This is a genomic window from Proteus sp. PR00224 (assembly GCF_016238105.1).
GTDB lineage: Bacteria > Pseudomonadota > Gammaproteobacteria > Enterobacterales > Enterobacteriaceae > Proteus.
Window position 1 is genome coordinate 28,020 of sequence record NZ_JAEHQU010000006.1, and the last position, 18,194, is coordinate 46,213.

At 38.9% G+C, this 18,194-nt stretch carries 16 protein-coding genes, 1 tRNA gene and 1 pseudogene; 11 read left to right on the top strand and 7 right to left on the bottom strand.

From position 1 onward, the window contains the following. Positions 1-328 precede the first annotated feature (328 nt). Complete coding sequence (locus JEP71_RS11445; protein WP_160230820.1) at positions 329-1,537, bottom strand: NAD(P)/FAD-dependent oxidoreductase; 1,209 nt, start codon at positions 1,535-1,537, stop codon at positions 329-331. Between the two features lie 309 nt (positions 1,538-1,846). On the opposite strand from JEP71_RS11445, the gene pitA reads away from it, so the two are divergent. Beyond that, positions 1,847-3,346 carry an inorganic phosphate transporter PitA gene (pitA, locus tag JEP71_RS11450; RefSeq protein WP_198620170.1) on the top strand — a complete coding sequence of 500 codons (1,500 nt, stop codon included), beginning with the start codon at positions 1,847-1,849 and terminating at the stop codon, positions 3,344-3,346. A gap of 67 nt (positions 3,347-3,413) precedes the next feature. On the opposite strand, the gene uspB is transcribed toward pitA, so the two are convergent. Then, positions 3,414-3,746, bottom strand: a complete 333-nt coding sequence (uspB, locus tag JEP71_RS11455; protein ID WP_160230819.1) for a universal stress protein UspB — start codon at positions 3,744-3,746, stop codon at positions 3,414-3,416. Between the two features lie 406 nt (positions 3,747-4,152). Here uspB and uspA point away from each other — a divergent pair, with 406 nt between their 5' ends. Both uspA and gdhA read left to right on the top strand, forming a co-directional pair. Continuing rightward, positions 4,153-4,584: a universal stress protein UspA gene (uspA, locus tag JEP71_RS11460; protein WP_023583131.1), complete on the top strand. Its 432-nt coding sequence runs from the start codon at positions 4,153-4,155 to the stop codon at positions 4,582-4,584. A 256-nt stretch (positions 4,585-4,840) separates the two neighbouring features. Next, positions 4,841-6,181 (top strand): NADP-specific glutamate dehydrogenase, encoded by a 1,341-nt coding sequence (gene gdhA / locus JEP71_RS11465; RefSeq protein ID WP_198620154.1) that lies wholly within the window; start codon positions 4,841-4,843, stop codon positions 6,179-6,181. 76 nt (positions 6,182-6,257) lie between these two features. Here the strand turns inward: gdhA and rsmJ are convergent, their stop codons facing one another. Together rsmJ and prlC are read right to left on the bottom strand one after the other, a co-directional pair. Then, positions 6,258-7,004: a 16S rRNA (guanine(1516)-N(2))-methyltransferase RsmJ gene (gene rsmJ, locus JEP71_RS11470; protein WP_198626259.1), complete on the bottom strand. Its 747-nt coding sequence runs from the start codon at positions 7,002-7,004 to the stop codon at positions 6,258-6,260. A gap of 3 nt (positions 7,005-7,007) precedes the next feature. Next, positions 7,008-9,050: an oligopeptidase A gene (gene prlC, locus JEP71_RS11475; RefSeq protein ID WP_198620152.1), complete on the bottom strand. Its 2,043-nt coding sequence runs from the start codon at positions 9,048-9,050 to the stop codon at positions 7,008-7,010. A 241-nt stretch (positions 9,051-9,291) separates the two neighbouring features. Between prlC and JEP71_RS11480 the strand changes: the two genes are divergently transcribed. Together JEP71_RS11480 and JEP71_RS11485 are read left to right on the top strand one after the other, a co-directional pair. Then, a tRNA-Sec gene (locus tag JEP71_RS11480) sits at positions 9,292-9,386 on the top strand. Positions 9,387-9,557: 171 nt separating this feature from the next. Continuing rightward, positions 9,558-10,594, top strand: a pseudogene (locus JEP71_RS11485) (virulence RhuM family protein). 183 nt (positions 10,595-10,777) lie between these two features. Here the strand turns inward: JEP71_RS11485 and JEP71_RS11490 are convergent. Continuing rightward, positions 10,778-11,140, bottom strand: a complete 363-nt coding sequence (locus tag JEP71_RS11490) for a YibL family ribosome-associated protein (RefSeq protein WP_198620146.1) — start codon at positions 11,138-11,140, stop codon at positions 10,778-10,780. 97 nt (positions 11,141-11,237) lie between these two features. Next, positions 11,238-11,585 (bottom strand): HNH nuclease YajD, encoded by a 348-nt coding sequence (yajD, locus tag JEP71_RS11495; protein ID WP_006534437.1) that lies wholly within the window; start codon positions 11,583-11,585, stop codon positions 11,238-11,240. Between the two features lie 182 nt (positions 11,586-11,767). On the opposite strand from yajD, the gene JEP71_RS11500 reads away from it, so the two are divergent. Beyond that, positions 11,768-12,301, top strand: a complete 534-nt coding sequence (locus JEP71_RS11500; RefSeq protein WP_198626260.1) for a DUF2058 domain-containing protein — start codon at positions 11,768-11,770, stop codon at positions 12,299-12,301. A gap of 101 nt (positions 12,302-12,402) precedes the next feature. Beyond that, the gene (locus tag JEP71_RS11505) at positions 12,403-12,885 is read left to right on the top strand and encodes a cold-shock protein (RefSeq protein WP_109374180.1); all 483 of its coding nucleotides are present in this window, start codon (positions 12,403-12,405) and stop codon (positions 12,883-12,885) included. A gap of 10 nt (positions 12,886-12,895) precedes the next feature. Here JEP71_RS11505 and JEP71_RS11510 read toward each other — a convergent pair whose 3' ends face one another. After that, complete coding sequence (locus JEP71_RS11510; RefSeq protein WP_198626261.1) at positions 12,896-13,603, bottom strand: RluA family pseudouridine synthase; 708 nt, start codon at positions 13,601-13,603, stop codon at positions 12,896-12,898. Between the two features lie 125 nt (positions 13,604-13,728). Here JEP71_RS11510 and JEP71_RS11515 point away from each other — a divergent pair, with 125 nt between their 5' ends. The 4 genes from JEP71_RS11515 to JEP71_RS11530 all read left to right on the top strand — a co-directional run bounded on the left by JEP71_RS11515 (position 13,729) and on the right by JEP71_RS11530 (position 18,186). Continuing rightward, positions 13,729-13,974 carry a DUF2543 family protein gene (locus JEP71_RS11515; RefSeq protein WP_198620143.1) on the top strand — a complete coding sequence of 82 codons (246 nt, stop codon included), beginning with the start codon at positions 13,729-13,731 and terminating at the stop codon, positions 13,972-13,974. Positions 13,975-14,172: 198 nt separating this feature from the next. Further along, on the top strand, positions 14,173-14,913 hold the full coding sequence (locus tag JEP71_RS11520) for a MurR/RpiR family transcriptional regulator (RefSeq protein ID WP_109374182.1): 741 nt from the start codon (positions 14,173-14,175) through the stop codon (positions 14,911-14,913). A 334-nt stretch (positions 14,914-15,247) separates the two neighbouring features. Then, positions 15,248-16,804, top strand: a complete 1,557-nt coding sequence (locus JEP71_RS11525; RefSeq protein ID WP_198626262.1) for a PTS transporter subunit EIIC — start codon at positions 15,248-15,250, stop codon at positions 16,802-16,804. An 11-nt stretch (positions 16,805-16,815) separates the two neighbouring features. Continuing rightward, positions 16,816-18,186, top strand: a complete 1,371-nt coding sequence (locus JEP71_RS11530; protein WP_198620141.1) for a class-II fumarase/aspartase family protein — start codon at positions 16,816-16,818, stop codon at positions 18,184-18,186. Positions 18,187-18,194 lie beyond the last annotated feature (8 nt).

Genomic DNA, 18,194 nt, shown 5'->3' on the forward strand with positions numbered 1-18,194 from the left:
GGTGGTGCATCTGAAAGTGTTATTGATGATAATAGTTCTCAGTATCATTTGTAAAGCCCTTTTTTAAGCAAATTAGAAAAAAGCGCTAAAAAAGTTTTAACTCACTGATTAAAGAGTTGTTTTATTTTAATAATTTTTTAAAACAGTAATATAACCAAATAGTTAACAATATTCTTTATGGGGTCATTTATAGGAAAAAGAAGAGAAAATGTGGCATAGAACCAGAGGAAAGGAAGGGATATAAGGTATTTTTAATCTCCACCGAGAAATACAAGAAGAAAAAGCCATCACTGATTGATGATGGCTGGCTTTTATTATGTGTAATTTATCAGTTTGTTGATTTTGGTGTTGAAATAAGGCTCTGCGCACAGGCATAAGCTGAACTCCACGCCCATTGGAAGTTATATCCACCTAACCAACCTGTGACATCAACCACTTCCCCAATAAAATAGAGTCCTTTTACTTTTGTGGCTTCCATTGTTTTAGAGGAAAGGGCACGGGTATCTACGCCACCTAGTGTGACTTCTGCGGTGCGATATCCCTCAGTACCATTAGGCTGAACTTGCCATTCTTGTAATAACGTTGCAATTTGCGTAATACGTTCATTACTAAGTTGGGTCAGGGAAACATCAGGTAACTGTTTATTTTCTATCATTATTTCAATAAAACGCTTTGGTAATAAGCGAGAAAGTGTATTTTTTAATAATTGATTCGGATGCTCTTGACGTTTTTCTTGGAGAAGGCTTTCAAGATCAATGCTTGGAAGTAAGTTAATACTTACATACTCTCCAGCTTGCCAATAACTAGAAATTTGTAAAATCGCGGGACCTGAAAGACCACGGTGTGTAAAAAGAATATTTTCTTTAAAGCTTGTCCCATTTTTTGCCGTCACAATGGCAGGTACAGCTACACCAGATAGTTGGCTTAATTGCTCAAGTTGGGGTTTATGCAGAGTAAAAGGCACTAAACCTGCGCGAGTGGGTAAAACAGAAAGTCCAAATTGTTCTGCAACTTTATAGCCAAAAGGAGTAGCTCCTAAACCAGGCATAGAAAGACCACCACTGGCAATGACCACCGAAGGTGTTGTGATCGTTTTTCCATCAACAAAAATAGTAAAGCCCACATCCGTTTTCTCGATTTGCGTGACTTCACTACGTAAGCGAACACTTACTTTCCCTTTTTGACATTCAGTGAGTAATAAATCAACAATTTGCTGTGCTGAATCATCACAAAATAGCTGTCCTAGCGTTTTTTCATGGTAGGCAATGTTATGTTTTTGCACTAATTCAATAAAATCCCATTGTGTATAGCGAGCAAGTGCTGACTTACAGAAATGAGGATTCTCTGATAAGTACGCTGAAGGTTCGATATACATATTGGTGAAATTACAACGCCCACCACCTGACATTAGAATTTTACGGCCCGCTTTTTTGCCATTATCGAGGACTAAAACAGATAATCCTGCTTGTCCTACTAAAGACGCACAAAAAAGCCCCGCGGCACCTGCACCTATAATTACTGTATCGTATGATCCCACAATGATGTCTCGTTCTTGGTTTTCTCTGACAACTTAATCAATGATTTTCGCGTAAGATCAGAGTATTTTTGTAAAATTATATGGAGAAATCTGCATTTTTCACCTAAATTCTTATTAGCAAGGAAAAAAATTGTCAGAAATTTACTTTTTTTTTATTTTTATTAATTAAATGATATATAAGGAATTATCTTAAAAAGGTTCTAATTTTCTTGGTTATCAAATCAAAAAAAGGTTAAATTTCGCTTCCACCGTTCGCATTTGTCGCTGATAATGCGCCGCGTTCATGTCCAACTAACTGGCTTAACGTCTATGCTACATTTGTTTACTGACCTAGAATTTCACACAGGTTTGATGTTGGTTTTAGCACTGTTATTTGTGCTATTTTATGAAGCTATTAACGGCTTCCATGATACCGCAAATGCGGTAGCAACTGTTATCTATACTCGTGCTATGCGTGCGCAATTTGCGGTCGTGATGGCGGGTGTATTTAACTTCCTTGGAGTTTTGCTCGGTGGATTGAGCGTAGCTTATGCTATCGTTCACTTGTTACCGACAGATCTTCTGCTGAATGTGAGCTCAGCTCATGGCCTTGCCATGGTCTTCTCGTTGCTGTTAGCCGCCATTATCTGGAACTTAGGTACATGGTATTTCGGTATTCCAGCATCAAGTTCACATACGCTGATAGGTGCTATCATTGGTATTGGTTTAACAAATGCTATCGTGACAGATTCGTCTATCGTTGACGCATTAAACATACCAAAAATGATCAGTATCTTTCTATCACTCATTCTTTCACCAATTATCGGCTTGGTTATTGCAGGCGCGATGATTTTCTTACTGCGCCGTTACTGGAGTGGTACGAAAAAACGTCGTCGTATTCACCTGACACCTGCTGAACGTGAGAAGCAAGATGGTAAGCGTAAGCCGCCATTTTGGACTCGTACTGCACTGATTTTATCTGCAGTTGGGGTGAGTTTCTCTCATGGTGCAAATGATGGGCAGAAAGGTATCGGTCTTATCATGTTGGTATTAATTGGCGTGGCGCCTGCGGGCTTTGTCGTCAATATGAGTGCGAGCGGATACGATATCACCAAAACTCATGATGCAGTTGTGCACTTACAACAATATTATGAGAAACATCAGCCAGCACTACAGCATGCTATTGATAATACACCAGTAGTACCAGTACAAGCTGATGCTAGTGATACAGATTTCCATTGTAATAGCGCAAGAACGCCAATTGTTCTGAATCAAACAGAACAGATGCTTGCAAATATTAGCTCTTATGATGAGCTAACTGCAGACCAACGTGCTCAAATGCGTCGATTACTTATGTGTATCGCTGATACCGCAACAGAAGTGGCTAAATTACCAGAAACTAGCGCCCAAGATGCACGGTTCTTAAAAACATTGAGTCGTGACCTGCTAAACACCGTGGAATATGCTCCGATTTGGATCATTATCGCAGTGGCATTAGCGCTCTCTATCGGGACAATGGTAGGTTGGAAACGCGTTGCAGTAACGATTGGTGAGAAGATTGGTAAGAAAGGTATGACTTATGCTCAAGGGGTTTCTGCGCAAGTAACAGCAGCGGTATCCATTGGTGTAGCAAGTTATACGGGTATGCCTGTATCAACAACACAAGTTCTGTCATCTGCAGTTGCAGGTACAATGATTGTTGATGGTGGTGGTGTCCAATCGAAGACGGTGAAAAATATTGCACTGGCTTGGATCTTAACATTACCAGTTAGCATTGGTTTATCAGGTTTACTTTATTGGATATCACTTACATTTATTGTGAATAGCTGATAACAATAATTACCTAAGTTTGTTTATAAACGGTGACTTTTTAGTCACCGTTTTTTATTTTTATTACCTACCAAAAAAGCATGGCAATTAAACTTGCGACAGCCAAAATACAAAAACGGCTAACAAGATAAAATTGCCGATAAATCCGCTCACAACGCATAATGACTTCAGGATTATGATGACTGACGTATTGGCGTTGGTTGATATAGCGAATTAGTCTTAGTTGTTTTGAAAATTGTCCGTGCATAGTAAAAAATCCATTGCCATCCACAGATTGGTAGAGCAAAGGATCAGATTGGCGCAATATCGTGAGCAATACCCGAATAGATGAAAAATAACGCATCATATTAATCAGGCAAAGAATACATAGCGCCCAAAAGACAACAATGACATTAAACATAATCCCCTCCCTAGAATAATAGATTCTGAGATGAGAAAACCTTTACCAATAAAGGTTACTTTTTTCTCTAATTTAAGTTTAGGTGAAATTAAGCAATAAACAAAAGTGACTTTTTCAAGTTGTTTCCTTTTTCAGAAAAAAAGATAAAAAATAACTCTAAAAGGGTGTTTTTGTTGTTTTTTATACTCAATTCTCATTATTATGATGATATTGTCGGTGAATGACATCGTGCTAATGTAAAATGGTGTATATTGTTATTTATCGATAGATGCTTTCTTGATGAATTTGACATAAGTTGTGATCAAGGCGACATCTAATTTTCATCTTAAAACGTTATATTTAATACATAGGATTTAGGCTTAACAGCCTTTCCAACCGATTAATCAGCTTATGGAAGGAGTTCACGATGGCTTATAAGCATATTCTAGTGGCAGTTGATTTATCCCCTGAGAGTAACGTCTTAGTACAGAAAGCTGTATCTATGGCAAAACCCTATAATGCCAAAGTTTCCTTAATTCACGTTGATGTTAACTACTCTGATCTTTATACCGGTCTAATTGATGTCAACCTCGGTGATATGCAGCAACGTATTACTGATGAAACCCGTAACGCGTTAAAAGACCTCTCTGATAAATCAGGTTATGAAATTCAGGAAACCCTGAGTGGTAGTGGTGATTTAGGCCAAGTTCTGGTTGATGCGATTAAGAAATACGATATGGATTTAGTCGTTTGTGGTCATCACCAAGACTTCTGGAGCAAATTGATGTCATCAGCACGCCAACTAATTAATACTGTGCATGTTGATATGCTAATTGTTCCTCTGAAAGATGATGAATAATAATCGATTGCTTGTTTAAGCAAAAAAAATGCCTGCTTATGCAGGTATTTTTTTTGCCTAAAATTCCTATTTTTCCTGCTTTTAAACCGAGTCAACCTTTTTTTTTTGTCTAATTATGAAAAAAATGTCTTGAAGTGCGAATGTATTTTAATGATATATTCAAGAAGCAAAACAACATCAACCTCACAAAACCCAAAAATATTCCGAATAAATGAGGTTATGCCAACATCACATTACACAAAAAAGGAATAGCTGAATGAATATATCTGGCTCATTATCTTCGTTTTTAGAAGGGGTAGAAAAATATAACGCTCATCAACCTGAGTATCATCAGGCGGTTCGTGAAGTTTTTACCACTTTGTGGCCTTTTTTAGAGAAAAACCCACAATATCGTGAACAATCATTACTTGAGCGCTTAGTTGAGCCTGAACGTATTATCCAGTTTCGCGTCTGTTGGTTAGATGATAAAGGGCAAGTGCAAGTTAACCGTGCATGGCGTATCCAATTTAACTCAGCCATTGGACCTTACAAAGGTGGTATGCGTTTTCATCCATCAGTAAATCTTTCTATCCTAAAATTCTTAGGTTTTGAGCAAACATTTAAAAATGCATTAACTACATTGCCGATGGGAGGAGCCAAAGGCGGTTCCGATTTTAATCCTAAAGGTAAAAGTCATGGGGAAGTCATGCGTTTTTGTCAGGCACTGATGACGGAACTCTATCGCCATTTAGGCGCTAATACGGATGTTCCTGCTGGTGACATTGGTGTGGGTGCACGAGAAGTCGGCTTTATGGCAGGCATGATGAAAAAGCTGTCTAATAGCAATGAATGTGTATTTACAGGTAAAGGTCTTTCATTTGGTGGCAGTTTAATCCGCCCAGAAGCTACTGGGTATGGTTTAGTTTACTTTACTAATGCGATGCTTAAACGTCATGGTATGTCTCTTGAGGGAATGCGTGTAGCGGTTTCTGGCGCGGGTAACGTTGCACAGTTCACTATCGAAAAATGTTTAGAGTTAGGCGCTAAAGTAATAACAGCATCGGATTCAGGTGGTACTGTGGTTGATGAAGCTGGATTTACTACTGAAAAACTCGCTCGACTCACTGAAATTAAAAATAATTATGGTCGTGTTGAAGAGTACGCAAAAGAATTTGGCTTAACGTATCTTGAAGGGCAACAACCTTGGGCTATTCCTGTTGATATTGCTTTGCCTTGTGCAACACAAAATGAGTTAGATTTGGAAGCGGCTAAAATACTTATCAAAAATGGTGTGAAAGCCGTTGCTGAAGGCGCGAATATGCCAACAACGATTGCTGCAACGGATGCCTTTACTGAAGCGGGCGTCCTGTTTGCGCCAGGTAAAGCTGCTAATGCTGGTGGTGTTGCAACCTCTGGTTTAGAGATGGCACAGAATGCGGCACGTTTAAGCTGGAAAGCAGAGAAAGTGGATGCTCGCTTACATCACATTATGTTAGATATTCACCATGCTTGCGTGAATTACGGTGGTGAAGGTAAGCAAACTAATTATATCCAAGGCGCGAACATCGCAGGCTTTGTTAAAGTCGCTGATGCAATGCTGGCACAAGGCGTTCTGTAAATTTTATCTATTCTGAACGGGTGTTTAACACCCGTCAGATTTAAAATTTATTTATTTTTTCCTAATGTGTAAGTGATTACACACAAGGATAAATATCAAAACGGTGATTTTTTGTAGTTACATTGGCGTGTGCGGGCTGATTATTCAATGGTTCTGCATAATCAGGGCGTTTTACCACAACCCTTTTTTTAGCTAACGTCATTGCTGGTTCTAATAGTGCATCTGCATCTTCATCGGCACCTACTAAAGACTGAAATACTCGCATCTCTTTTTTCACTAATGCGCTTTTTGCTTTATGTGGATACATAGGATCAAGATAAACTACATCGGGTGCTGGTGTGATTTCTGTCAGTGCTTGAGCTGAAGAGGCGTGGATCAGTGTCATACGTTCTTGCATCCATTCACCAATATCAGGATCAAGATAAGCTCGTTTTAAGCCGTCTTCAAGCAACGCCGCGACAACAGGGTGGCGTTCAACCATTCTCACCTTACAACCAATAGAGGCCAATACAAACGCATCACGACCAAGTCCCGCTGTTGCATCAACTACATCAGGTAGGTAGTCTTTTTTAATGCCGACCGCTTTTGCCACAGCTTCACCTCGACCACCGCCAAATTTACGACGGTGCGCCATGGTGCCTTCCACAAAATCGACATAAATACCACCCAATTTAGGTTCATCTTGTTTGCGTAATTCAAGGTGAGTAGGTGTTAACACTAATGCCATAATTTGCGTTTCATCGTGAACTAAGCCCCAACGTTGCGCTAAATCAGATAAGGCGCTGTTATCAGCGCCTTCTTCACAAAGTAAACAGATATTCACATATCATCCTTTAATGCCGTAGCCTTTGAGCATAGCATCAAGTTTCGGCTCACGACCACGGAAGCGTTTGAACAGCTCCATTGGCTCTTCTGAACCACCACGAGTTAAAATATTATCAAGGAATGATTGACCCGTTTCGCGGTTAAAAATGCCTTCTTCAGAGAAGCGAGAGAATGCATCTGCTGCCAGTACATCAGCCCATAAATAGCTGTAATAACCTGCTGCATATCCACCTGCAAAAATATGGCTAAAGGCGTGAGGAAAACGCGCCCAAGGTGTAGAAGGAACCACGGAAACTTTCTCTTTCACACTGTTTAAGATTTCCATAATACGCGCTCCTTTCGATGGATCATATTCAGCGTGTAAACGGAAATCAAACAGACCAAATTCCAGTTGACGTAACACAAACATCGCTGACTGATAATTTTTTGCTTTAAGCATATTATCAAGCATTGCCTGTGGTAATGGTTCACCAGTTTCATAATGACCCGAAATAAAGGCCAACGCTTCTGGCTCCCAACACCAATTTTCCATAAATTGGCTTGGTAATTCAACAGCATCCCAAGGCACGCCATTAATGCCTGCAACATCTGCCGTATCAATCTGAGTTAACATGTGATGTAAGCCGTGACCAAACTCATGGAATAGAGTGGTTACTTCATTATGAGTAAACAGTGCTGGTTTATCGCCTACTGGCTTATTGAAGTTACAAGTGAGGTAAGCAACGGGGTTTTGTAGTGAACCGTCAGCATGACGCATTCTTCCTACGCAATCATCCATCCAAGCGCCACCACGTTTGTGCTCGCGTGCATATAAATCAAGATAGAAGCTACCACGTAAAGTGTTGCTTTCATCATAAAGCTCAAAGAAACGGACGTCGTCATGCCAAGTTTCGATGTCGTTACGTTCTTTGGCTGTTAAACCATAGATACGATGAACGACTTCAAATAAACCACTTAAAGCACGTTGTTCAGGGAAATAAGGGCGTAACTGTTCATCATCGATTGAGAATAGGTGTTGTTTTTGCTTTTCGCTGTAATAAGCCAGATCCCACGATTCGAGTTTATCAACACCATAGTGTTCTTTTGCAAATTGAGTGAGTTCTGCTAATTCTTCTTCACCTTGTGGATGAGCGCGTTGGGCTAAATCAGTTAAGAAGCTAATTACTTGTTCAGGAGACTCTGCCATTTTAGTAGCAAGGGATTTTTCAGCGTAATTTTTAAAGCCTAGCAGTTGAGCGAGTTCATGACGTAACGCTAAGATTTCCGCCATAATTTCACTGTTATCCCACTGACCAGCATTTGGACCTTGATCAGAGGCGCGAGTACTATAAGCAATGCTCATCTCTTTTCGCAGTTCACGGTTATCTGCGTAAGTCATAACTGGTAGATAGCTTGGCATATCAAGTGTTAACAGATAGCCTTCTTGCTCTTTAGCTTGCGCAATCGCTTTTGCTGCATCAATCGCACTTTGTGGCATACCAGATAGATCGTCTACATTGGTAATTAATTTAGACCAACCCATTGTGGCATCTAATACGTTATTGCCGTATTTCGCACCTAATTCTGACATACGCGCACTAATTTCACCAAAACGCTGTTGTTTCTCTTTTGGTAAACCGATACCTGATAATTCAAAATCACGCAGTGCATTTTCAACCGCTTTTTTCTGAGGTTGAGTTAATGTGTTGAAATCTGCACTTTCTTTAATGGATTTATAAGCTTGATATAAACCTTCGTGTTGCCCCATCCAAGTACTAAATTCAGACAATAGCGGTAAGCTTTGTTCATAGGCTTCGCGCAGTTCTGCACTATTTTTAACTGAGTTTAAATGGCTAACAGGAGACCAAACTCGAGACAGTTTATCGCCAGCTTCTGCTAACGGTTGGCAAAGGTTATCCCAGTTAAATTGAGTATTATCAGCCAATAATTTTTCAACTGTTTCACGGTAAGTTGCTAAGACTTCTTTAAGGGCGGGAATAACGTGTTCTGGTTTGATAAGGGAAAATGCAGGTAATCCCGTTGTGCTAAGTAATGGATTTGACATAAAAAACATCCTGTATTTAGGTTTGCAGTGGCGTAAAACACACCACTGAGTTTATTCGTTATAGAGAGTAAGATGAGGATGAAACCGCATAAGTTCAATAGTATCGCGGTAATTATCCGAGGTTTTACTCAAAAATGGGATTATTTTATTTGAAAGAGCTTTTATTGATTTGATGCACTTGGGATTAAAAATAATTCAGCGTATAATCATCCCGTTATTTCCTTTTGACCCATTCAAAAATGGAAGATCATCGTCCCCGGTGGGGCGGCTGGACTTCAAATCCAGATGGGGCCGCCAGCGGTCCTTGGCAGGTTCGACTCCTGTGATCTTCCGCCACTTTGTATTAACTGATCTTCCAATAAAACCTCTTTTTATTCTCTTATCATATTGTTTTTCAGCAAAATAGTACGTTTGTTATCTATTGGCTGATGCCCTTATTTTTTTATTAAACATGGTATATTGTTGTTCACAGTTTATTCATAACGTATAGAGAGTGGGGATAATTTGATGAGCAAAAATCTTCCTGAAGCGCCACAGGGCGAATTTGTTTTGTTCCGCAGTGAAGATGGTCAGACTCACGTCGAATGCCGCTTTGAGTCGGATACGCTGTGGTTATCTCAATCATCAATTGCTGAGCTGTATGGAAAAGATGTTCGTACAATTAATGAGCATCTTGTTAATATTTTCTCTGAAGGAGAACTTGCTCAAAATGCAACCATCCGGAAATTCCGGATAGTTCGATTAGAAGGAAATCGTCAGGTTTCCAGAGATATAGACCACTATAGTTTACCCGCCATTCTTGCTGTTGGTTACCGTGTTCGTTCAGTTCGCGGTACTCAGTTCCGTCAGTGGGCAACACAAACCTTAGAACAGTATCTGATCAAAGGGTTTGTGATGGACGATGAGCGGCTGAAAAACCCGCCTGTTGGTCAGTCTGTCGTGCCAGATTACTTTGATGAGATACTCGAACGTATCCGTGATATTCGTGCCAGTGAGCGACGAGTTTATCTACGGGTGAAAGAGATATTCACCATGGCAGCAGACTACGAACCTTCAAATAAAGAAACCAATCGATTCTTCCAAACCATCCAAAACAAATTGCATTTTGTGCCTGTACGGGAATGACTGCCGCAGAGCTTATTGCCAGCCGTGCAGATGCGAGTCAGCCAGATATGGGATTAACCAGCTATAAATTTGATGAAGTACGTAAAACGGATGTAACGATTGCGAAGAACTATCTGCGTGAAAATGAACTTAAAGAATTAAACCGTATTGTCAATATGTGGCTCGATTTTGCTGAAGACCAAGCACTGCGCCGTAAGCAAGTTTTCTTACAGGATTGGGATACCAAGCTGGATCAGTTTTTAAGTTTCAACGACCGTGAAGTATTACAAGGCGCAGGTGAAATAAGTAAAAAAGCCGCTGATGAAAAAGCTAAAGAAGTATTTGATATTTTTGCCCAAAAACGTCGTCGATTAAAAGAAATCGAAGGGGCAAGAGCGAATATTGCGGCACTGAAAGATTTGCTAAAAAGAGGTAAATAAAAAAGCAGTCATTCTATTAATTTTTATATTAACTAAATTGTCAGGATCAGTTTTATGGCAGAAGATGAGGTAGCGAATATTGAAGGCGAATTATTTACTGACGGTTCATAACAACGAAAAGTATATTAAGAACCAGCCAGTATTAGTCGATCTTTGCAGGTTTTAGTCGGAGTAATTTTCTAACTAGAAATCAGTCTTAGAAAAACCAGTCATACTATCTAGCCCCATTTCTCTGCCTAATGCTGTCATTGGATGGACAATGATCAAGCCTCGTACGGCTTTCTTCAGCTTGCCAATATCAGCTTGTTCTTTCTTAGTAATGGGGCGTTTGAATGGCATATCTTCTAATTTCTGCGCTTCTTTACTTAGTTTATTGCTACGTACTTCTTTCAAACGAACGATTTCAGTTTCCAGTTCTACTTTTTCTTTCTCAAACTCTGCGTATTTTTCTGCTTCGTCTGTCAGCGAGATATTTGCCATTTTGTGACGAATAAGATCTAAACGGTCGCTAAGGAGTTTGATTTTTGCTTTTTCGATTTCTTTCATTATTAATTAACCGTGAACAAATTTCTTGTTGGCAAGTATACACCATTCTGCATAGGAGCGTGAAAAGAGGGACGGACTAAAGCAGATATCACCTTCATTATTTTTTCTTGTTCAGCATCGACTTTAAATCAGCAAACGGATTATAAGTGGCTGCGCCTACATCGTCTTGTGCATCTTCGCCTGCGACAACGGTTGTACCGTATTGGTCTGCTTCTGTATATTTAGAGTGTTCATGATCATGGCAAAACAGACACAATAACTCCCAGTTACTGCCATCTTCTGGGTTATTGGTATGGTCGTGATCAATATGATGAACGGTTAGTTCACGTAGATTGGAATAAACGAACTCACGAGCGCAGCGCCCACATACCCACGGATAGATTTTCAGCGCTTTTTCACGGTAGCCACTTTCCAACCGTGCATAGTTTTTGGGGATCAGAGCCATTGTTATTACCTGTTATAAGAGAAAGTTTGACGATAGTTTTTCCAATATACTCTGAATGCACTCATTGGTTCAAATCTCACAAGGCCTATTTCCTCCAATAACCCATCACACTCACAATCTGATGCACTCTTGGAAATTACAGGTATAATTTCAAAAATTATTTAGCAGATTTAGGCATAAAAATGGCAAAACTTACCTTACAAGAACAAATGTTAAAAGCAGGGCTTGTGACCAGTAAAAAAATGGCGAAAGTTCAAAGAACGGCGAAAAAATCACGCGTTCAGGCACGAGAAGCAAGAGAAGCCGTGGAAGAAAATAAAAAAGCCCAACTTGAGCGCGATAAACTGCTTAGTGAGCAACAAAAACAAGCAACTTTATCTAAAGAGTATAAAGCGCAAGTTAAGCAACTTATTGAGATGAATAGAATTACGCCAGCAACAGGCGATATTGATTTTAACTTCACTGACAATAATGTGATTAAAAATATCGTAGTGGATAAACTGACACAATCTCAATTGATTAATGGACGTCTCGCCATTGCTCGTCTGGATAGTGCAGATAAAACTGAATATGCGATTATTCCAGCAAGTGTTGCGGATAAAATTACACAAAGAGATGTGGACTGTATCTTGTTAAATAACGCACTTAGCGAAACAGAACAAGATGAAGACGATCCTTATGCTGATTTTAAAATCCCAGATGATTTGATGTGGTAATAAGCAAAGTAGCTTATTACCTCAAAGACATAGTCTGTATAAGCATTGTGCTTTATACTGCATCTGGAAATTTTTGTAGATAAACGATTAAGTAGGCGATAATGGCAATGAACGGAATAATCACAAAGTGGTTTGAAGATAAAGGTTTTGGATTTATTAAAGATGAAAACGGTGATAACCGTTATTTTCATGTGATTAAAGTTGCCAACCCTGCTTTGATAAAAACAGATGCAAATGTCACGTTTGAACCAACCACAAATACTAAAGGTCTATCTGCTTACGCTGTGAAAGTGATCCCAGACAGCAAATATGTCTATATTGCAGGTGAGAGAGTTAAACTGACATCCATTAAATCATTTCGAATTTATAGTGAAGATGTGCCCGCAGATACGCATATCAATAAAGAAAACACCGTACTTTCTGTCGGTACTTTAATGAATAGCATCAGACCAAAATCAGCGGATGACGCCAATAATATGCGCACGTTGAGAAAGCTTGCGATCACCACTATGCATGGAACAGAAATTGTTTTTACTGAAGATGAACTTGATATCGATGAAACAGTAAAAGCACTTAAACTGTAAATATCGATATTTAAAACGGGCTCTCGCAGCGCGCTTTTATGGGTGCTTGGCTAATGGGATGAACAAAATGAAGTTCACTCGCATGAAGCATAAGTCGCGGAGTCCGTTCAGTTCCTTCAATTAAATCTCCGTCGCACCCACCATATAAATCACAACCTAAAATAGGATGCCCTATAAACTGGCTGTGAATACGAAGTTGATGAGTTCTCCCTGTTTCAGGCATAAATTGTACTCGCGTTAAAGGCAATAACGTTCCATCTTCTAACGTATGATAAAAACGTTCAATAACGTGGTAGCGAGAGCGCGCGGGTTTGCCATTAATGGGGCTAATCGACATACGTGGGAACAGAGCCGTATCTTTTGCAATCGGCGCATCGATTATTCCTTCATTATCATCTAAATGCCCGCACAGTAGCGCGCTGTATACTTTGGTTACACTGCGCTGGCTAAATTGCTGACACAAAAGAGCATTGATTGTTTTATTGCGTGCCACAACCATCAATCCAGATGTACCAAAATCAAGTCGATGAACAAGCGTACAACCCGGAAATAGCTTCACTAATCGATAGTGTACTGAGTCGATGTTTTGTGGATTCTTTCCTGACAGACTGAGTAGCCCTGTTGGCTTATTGATAAGCACTAAGTGCTCGTCTTGATAAAGGATCTCGATTTCATCATGGCAAGGTGGGGCAATAAAAGTATCGATAATCGTAGACATCAGCTTATCCGCAGAAAAAGAAGGAAATGGATGATAGCGAATTTTAGGTTAACAGGCGAATGTAGAGATATACTCTTAGTAATTTGAATACGACGAGTATAAACGTTAATCCCTGAGGACAACCGATGAACAATGACATTCATTTTAAATATTATGACATGGTAGAAGAGTATGCGATGGAATCGATAGAGCCTGTTGCTGAGGCTGAAGCAGATGCGCTGGCTCTCTACTTCCAGTTACTACTTACACGATTAATGAATAACGAAGAAATTAGCGAAAACGCACAGCAAGAGATGGCAAAAGAAGCGGGTATTGATAAAAAACGCATTGATGATATCGCCATGTTTCTTAATCGCTGGGGTAACGAATAATACGTATTGGGCTCATTAAAAAATGGGCTCAATATTATCCTAATTCACAAAATGTCACTCTGATCCTACATAACTGTATGATTTAACGTATACTCGTTATGCACTTTATTTCACATAAACTCGTAAAAAATAACCGAACTGCTTTTTTGATGTTTGCTGTTTTCATTAGATATTTTAGATTAATTTATTGGGTGAGATATGCTGGATTTTTTAAAAAATTATGACAATTTGACGATCAGCGAAAAGAAAGTATTAAAATATCTCACCGATAATATTGCGGATATTCCGTATTTAAATATTAATGATTTAGTCGCCAAAACCTTTGTATCAAAAACGGTTATCATTAATTTATCGCAAAAATTAGGATTTAGTGGATTTAAAGAGCTTAAATTCCAAATTAATAATTATATTTTGACGAAAAATAAAGTCGAAAAAACGAATGCGGCATCTTATAAAAAACAATTAGAAAAAAATATTCATAAAACATTTACCTTAATTAATGAAGAACAAATTCAGGAGTGTGCAAAAACCTTACGCCATTCTAGGAATATTTTTATTGTTGCAAGAGGTACAAGCAAAGCCGTAGGGTATTACCTTGAACACCTATTGTTTGCATTAGGTCTGCATTGCTTTTTTATTAATGATTACAACTTATCTGATTCGTTTACACGTCTTGTTAATGAAGATGACACGGTTATCTTTATCTCTCTTTCTGGTGGCACTAAGAAAATCATCGAGACAGCAAAAATCGTGCAGCTAAAAGATGCTAACATCATTAGTATGACAGCATTTAATACCAATGAATTAACCACTTATGCAACTCATGCTCTATTTTGTTTTGCTGATAATCATGATACTAAAAAAGATGATACCAAATCACGAATTGGATTTTTTATGCTGGTGGATTTACTGATTAATGAGTTAGAAAATCTACTTTAAAAAGGGATAATAGAGCTTATATGATTTATTAAATACTCTTTTTAATTATTAAAGCGTGAATAATATTAATATATCTTGTTAGATTAATCGTTATTTATTCTAAAATAGCTTTTCTTTTCAATCTTACTTCTCAGCCCTAAAATAAATATTATTTAATAGAATAAAAGGATTTATTCATTGTTCTTTATTACATCGATAATTAACAAAAAGACCTAAGTCATAAAATATGACCTGAGATAATATTTAAAACCAGCGCGTCATTCATTTCCTATAATCCCTAAGATAGAGTACCTCTGTAATTCTTTTATATTCGAGAAGTCATAAGGAAAAAAATATGGCCAGGAAAAAGTTCAGCGAATCTATTCAGCGCTTTGGTAGAACCCTACTTCTACCTATCGGCGTATTGGCACCAATCGGTATGATATTGGGGATCAGTGGTGCTTTAGTTCAGTCTTATATGATTGCACGCTTTCCTTTCTTAGGAAATGAAACCGTCAACGCATTGTTAGTGAGTATCCGTTCTATTGCGGGTGTTGTGTTTGACAATATCCCTCTCTTATTTGCAATGGGTGTGGCATATGGTATGAGCCACAAAGATAAGGGGATAGCGGTCTTTGCCTCTGTTGTCGGCTATTTAACCTTGATAAGTACTATCAATATCTGGCTGGTATTGACAGGAAAATTGGCTGATCCTGCGATTATGACGCAAGTGGGGCAAATCAAGGTGCTTGGTATCCAAACCATGAATATCAGTGCAGCAGGGGGGATTATCACGGGATTAATCGCCGCATGGGCAACGGATAAATTCTATAACCTGGAATTACCAACTGCATTTGCTTTCTTCTCAGGGAAAAAATCTGTCGCCATTATTATGGTCGGATTGATGATAGGCGTAGGCGCATTATTGCCATTTATTTGGGAAGTATTAGTCATGGGCTTAACTAAGCTCTCGGCTGTCTTCTTAAGCCCTGTCGGGCCTTTCTTTACCGCGGGTGGTGAACGTCTATTTATTCCATTTGGTTTACACCATGTTTGGAACGTTCTGTTTAGATTTACCGAAGCGGGTGGCTCTTATGTTATTGAAGGTCAAACCTATGTGGGTGTTGTGCCAGCAATGACCGAAGTATTGTTTAATCAAGGGCCAAGTAGTGAATATTGGGCAATGATGCCAAGCCTAACGCGCTTTATGGCTCAACAACAAATGTTGGTTACGTTGTTCCTATTCCCTGCGATTGCATTAGCAATTTATAAAACCTCGAAGAAAGAAAATCGCGCTGAAGTTAAATCGATGCTGGTGACGATGGTCTTAACGGCAATGTTAGGTAACGTTACTGAGCCACTTGAATTTACTTTCGTCTTTATCGCGCCGTTACTCTACTTAATTTACGCGATTATCGTCGGTATTGGCGCTGTTCTGCTCTCTTTTGCGGGAGTTGCGATTGGTTATATTCGAGGCACTGTCTTTGACTTCACCATCTTTGGTTTGCTGTACGAACATACTAACTGGATCTTCTTAGTGTTGATTGGTAGCGCACTGGCTGTTGTGACCTACTTTATTTTCTACTGGGCTATCGTCAAATTTGATATCAAAACACCAGGTAGAGAAGAATCAAGCAATATGAAAAATACGTTAATCAAAGAAAAACGTTATGGCGAAATTGCAGAAATTCTTATTCAAGCGTTAGGTGGCAAACAAAATATTTGTAATGTTGATAACTGTATTACACGATTACGTATCGATATTAATGAAGTTAATCAAATAGATAAAGAGTTAATGTTAGAGTCTGGCTGTACAGCATTCTTCTTTCCGGCAGCAAACCATGTCCATGTCGTTTATGGCCCTAAAGTCGAATTTGTTCGCAATGCTGTTGATGAAGCAATGAAGAAATAAAAGGATACATGATGAGAGCGTTATACGATTCTAAAAGTAAAACAATCGACGATCGCGGTATAAAAAATCTGCTGTCCAATGAAGCGAAATATTCAACTTGGTTGATGTTTGAAGCCATGTTAGCGCAAGCACAAGCTGAATACGGTTTTATTCCACAGTCTGCCGCAGATGAAATTAAAGAAAAGGCGATTATTGAGAATATCGATTTCGAAGAGATGAACCGTATTTATCAAAAAATCGGTCATGGCTTTGTGCCTTTCTTAAAAGTACTGGTGAATGCATGCTCTGAAGAGAGTGGTAAATATGTGCACTACGGCATTACCACTCAAAATATACAGCAAAGTTCACAGCTGTATATGATGAAAACGGTACACAACAAATTTATGTTGTTGTTAAGCGAGATCATCGAAAACTTATCAAATCTCGCTGAAAGAACCAAACATATGGTGATGGCAGGTAGAACACACGGTCGCCATGCTATTCCAATTACTTATGGTTATAAAGTGTCTGTTTGGATCAGTGATTTTATTGATTGCTACCAGCGTATGAAAGAGTGTGAAAAGCGTGTATTCACTATCATGATGGGGGGCGCAGTAGGTGCTTTTAACTCCATGCCTGAAGTGGGGATGAAAGTACAAAAACGCGTTGCTGAATTAGTGGGTATGCAAGCAATGGAAGTCCCATCACGTAACCTAAGTACGCATAAATTAGAGTACATGATGAATTTGGCATTGATGGCAAATATCTGCCATAAAATGGGTGAAGAAGTGTATAGCACCACGTTAGAAGAAATTGCTGAAGTTTCTGAAGGATTTACAAAAGGCACTGTGGGTAGTAGCACGATGCCTCATAAAATTAATCCAAAATTAGCCAAAGGAATTATCGCTAACTCACAAAAGCTTTACTCATTACCGAATGTGGGCATGTATTCCGCAGTAAGACCATACGAGGGCGATAGCAGCTCTTATATGTTATTCGATGGCTTAATTGAAGAAGCATTAGAATTAACAACAGAAATTTTGCTAAGAACGGAAGAGCTTTCAAGAACCATCGTTCCTCATGAAGAGAGAATGCTACATAACGTGATGAGAAATAAGGGTTTAGATAATACCGAATACGTTATGATGAAAATGGCAGAAAAATTAGGCAAAGATAAAGCGCATTCATTGTTATATGAAGAAGCCATTAAAACGGCGGCAGATGGTGAAGATTTTTACACTAATCTGATGAAGAATGAAACCATTACAGCGGCATTTAATGCAGATGAAATTAAGGCAATGCTTGATCCTCGTTCTTATATCGGTTTATCTGTTGAACTTGCTGAAAAAGAAGCAAAACGTGGATTAGTGGCGGCTCAAGAAATTAAGCAAAGCTATAAATAAGTCGTAAA

Coding starts and splice junctions, on each gene's coding strand:
- pitA (WP_198620170.1), top strand. CDS start 1,847: ATGCTACATTTGTTTACTGACCTAGAATTTCACACAGGTTTGATGTTG.
- uspB (WP_160230819.1), bottom strand. CDS start 3,746: ATGTTTAATGTCATTGTTGTCTTTTGGGCGCTATGTATTCTTTGCCTG.
- uspA (WP_023583131.1), top strand. CDS start 4,153: ATGGCTTATAAGCATATTCTAGTGGCAGTTGATTTATCCCCTGAGAGT.
- gdhA (WP_198620154.1), top strand. CDS start 4,841: ATGAATATATCTGGCTCATTATCTTCGTTTTTAGAAGGGGTAGAAAAA.
- prlC (WP_198620152.1), bottom strand. CDS start 9,050: ATGTCAAATCCATTACTTAGCACAACGGGATTACCTGCATTTTCCCTT.
- JEP71_RS11490 (WP_198620146.1), bottom strand. CDS start 11,140: ATGAAAGAAATCGAAAAAGCAAAAATCAAACTCCTTAGCGACCGTTTA.
- yajD (WP_006534437.1), bottom strand. CDS start 11,585: ATGGCTCTGATCCCCAAAAACTATGCACGGTTGGAAAGTGGCTACCGT.
- JEP71_RS11500 (WP_198626260.1), top strand. CDS start 11,768: ATGGCAAAACTTACCTTACAAGAACAAATGTTAAAAGCAGGGCTTGTG.
- JEP71_RS11505 (WP_109374180.1), top strand. CDS start 12,403: ATGGCAATGAACGGAATAATCACAAAGTGGTTTGAAGATAAAGGTTTT.
- JEP71_RS11510 (WP_198626261.1), bottom strand. CDS start 13,603: ATGTCTACGATTATCGATACTTTTATTGCCCCACCTTGCCATGATGAA.
- JEP71_RS11515 (WP_198620143.1), top strand. CDS start 13,729: ATGAACAATGACATTCATTTTAAATATTATGACATGGTAGAAGAGTAT.
- JEP71_RS11520 (WP_109374182.1), top strand. CDS start 14,173: ATGCTGGATTTTTTAAAAAATTATGACAATTTGACGATCAGCGAAAAG.
- JEP71_RS11525 (WP_198626262.1), top strand. CDS start 15,248: ATGGCCAGGAAAAAGTTCAGCGAATCTATTCAGCGCTTTGGTAGAACC.
- JEP71_RS11530 (WP_198620141.1), top strand. CDS start 16,816: ATGAGAGCGTTATACGATTCTAAAAGTAAAACAATCGACGATCGCGGT.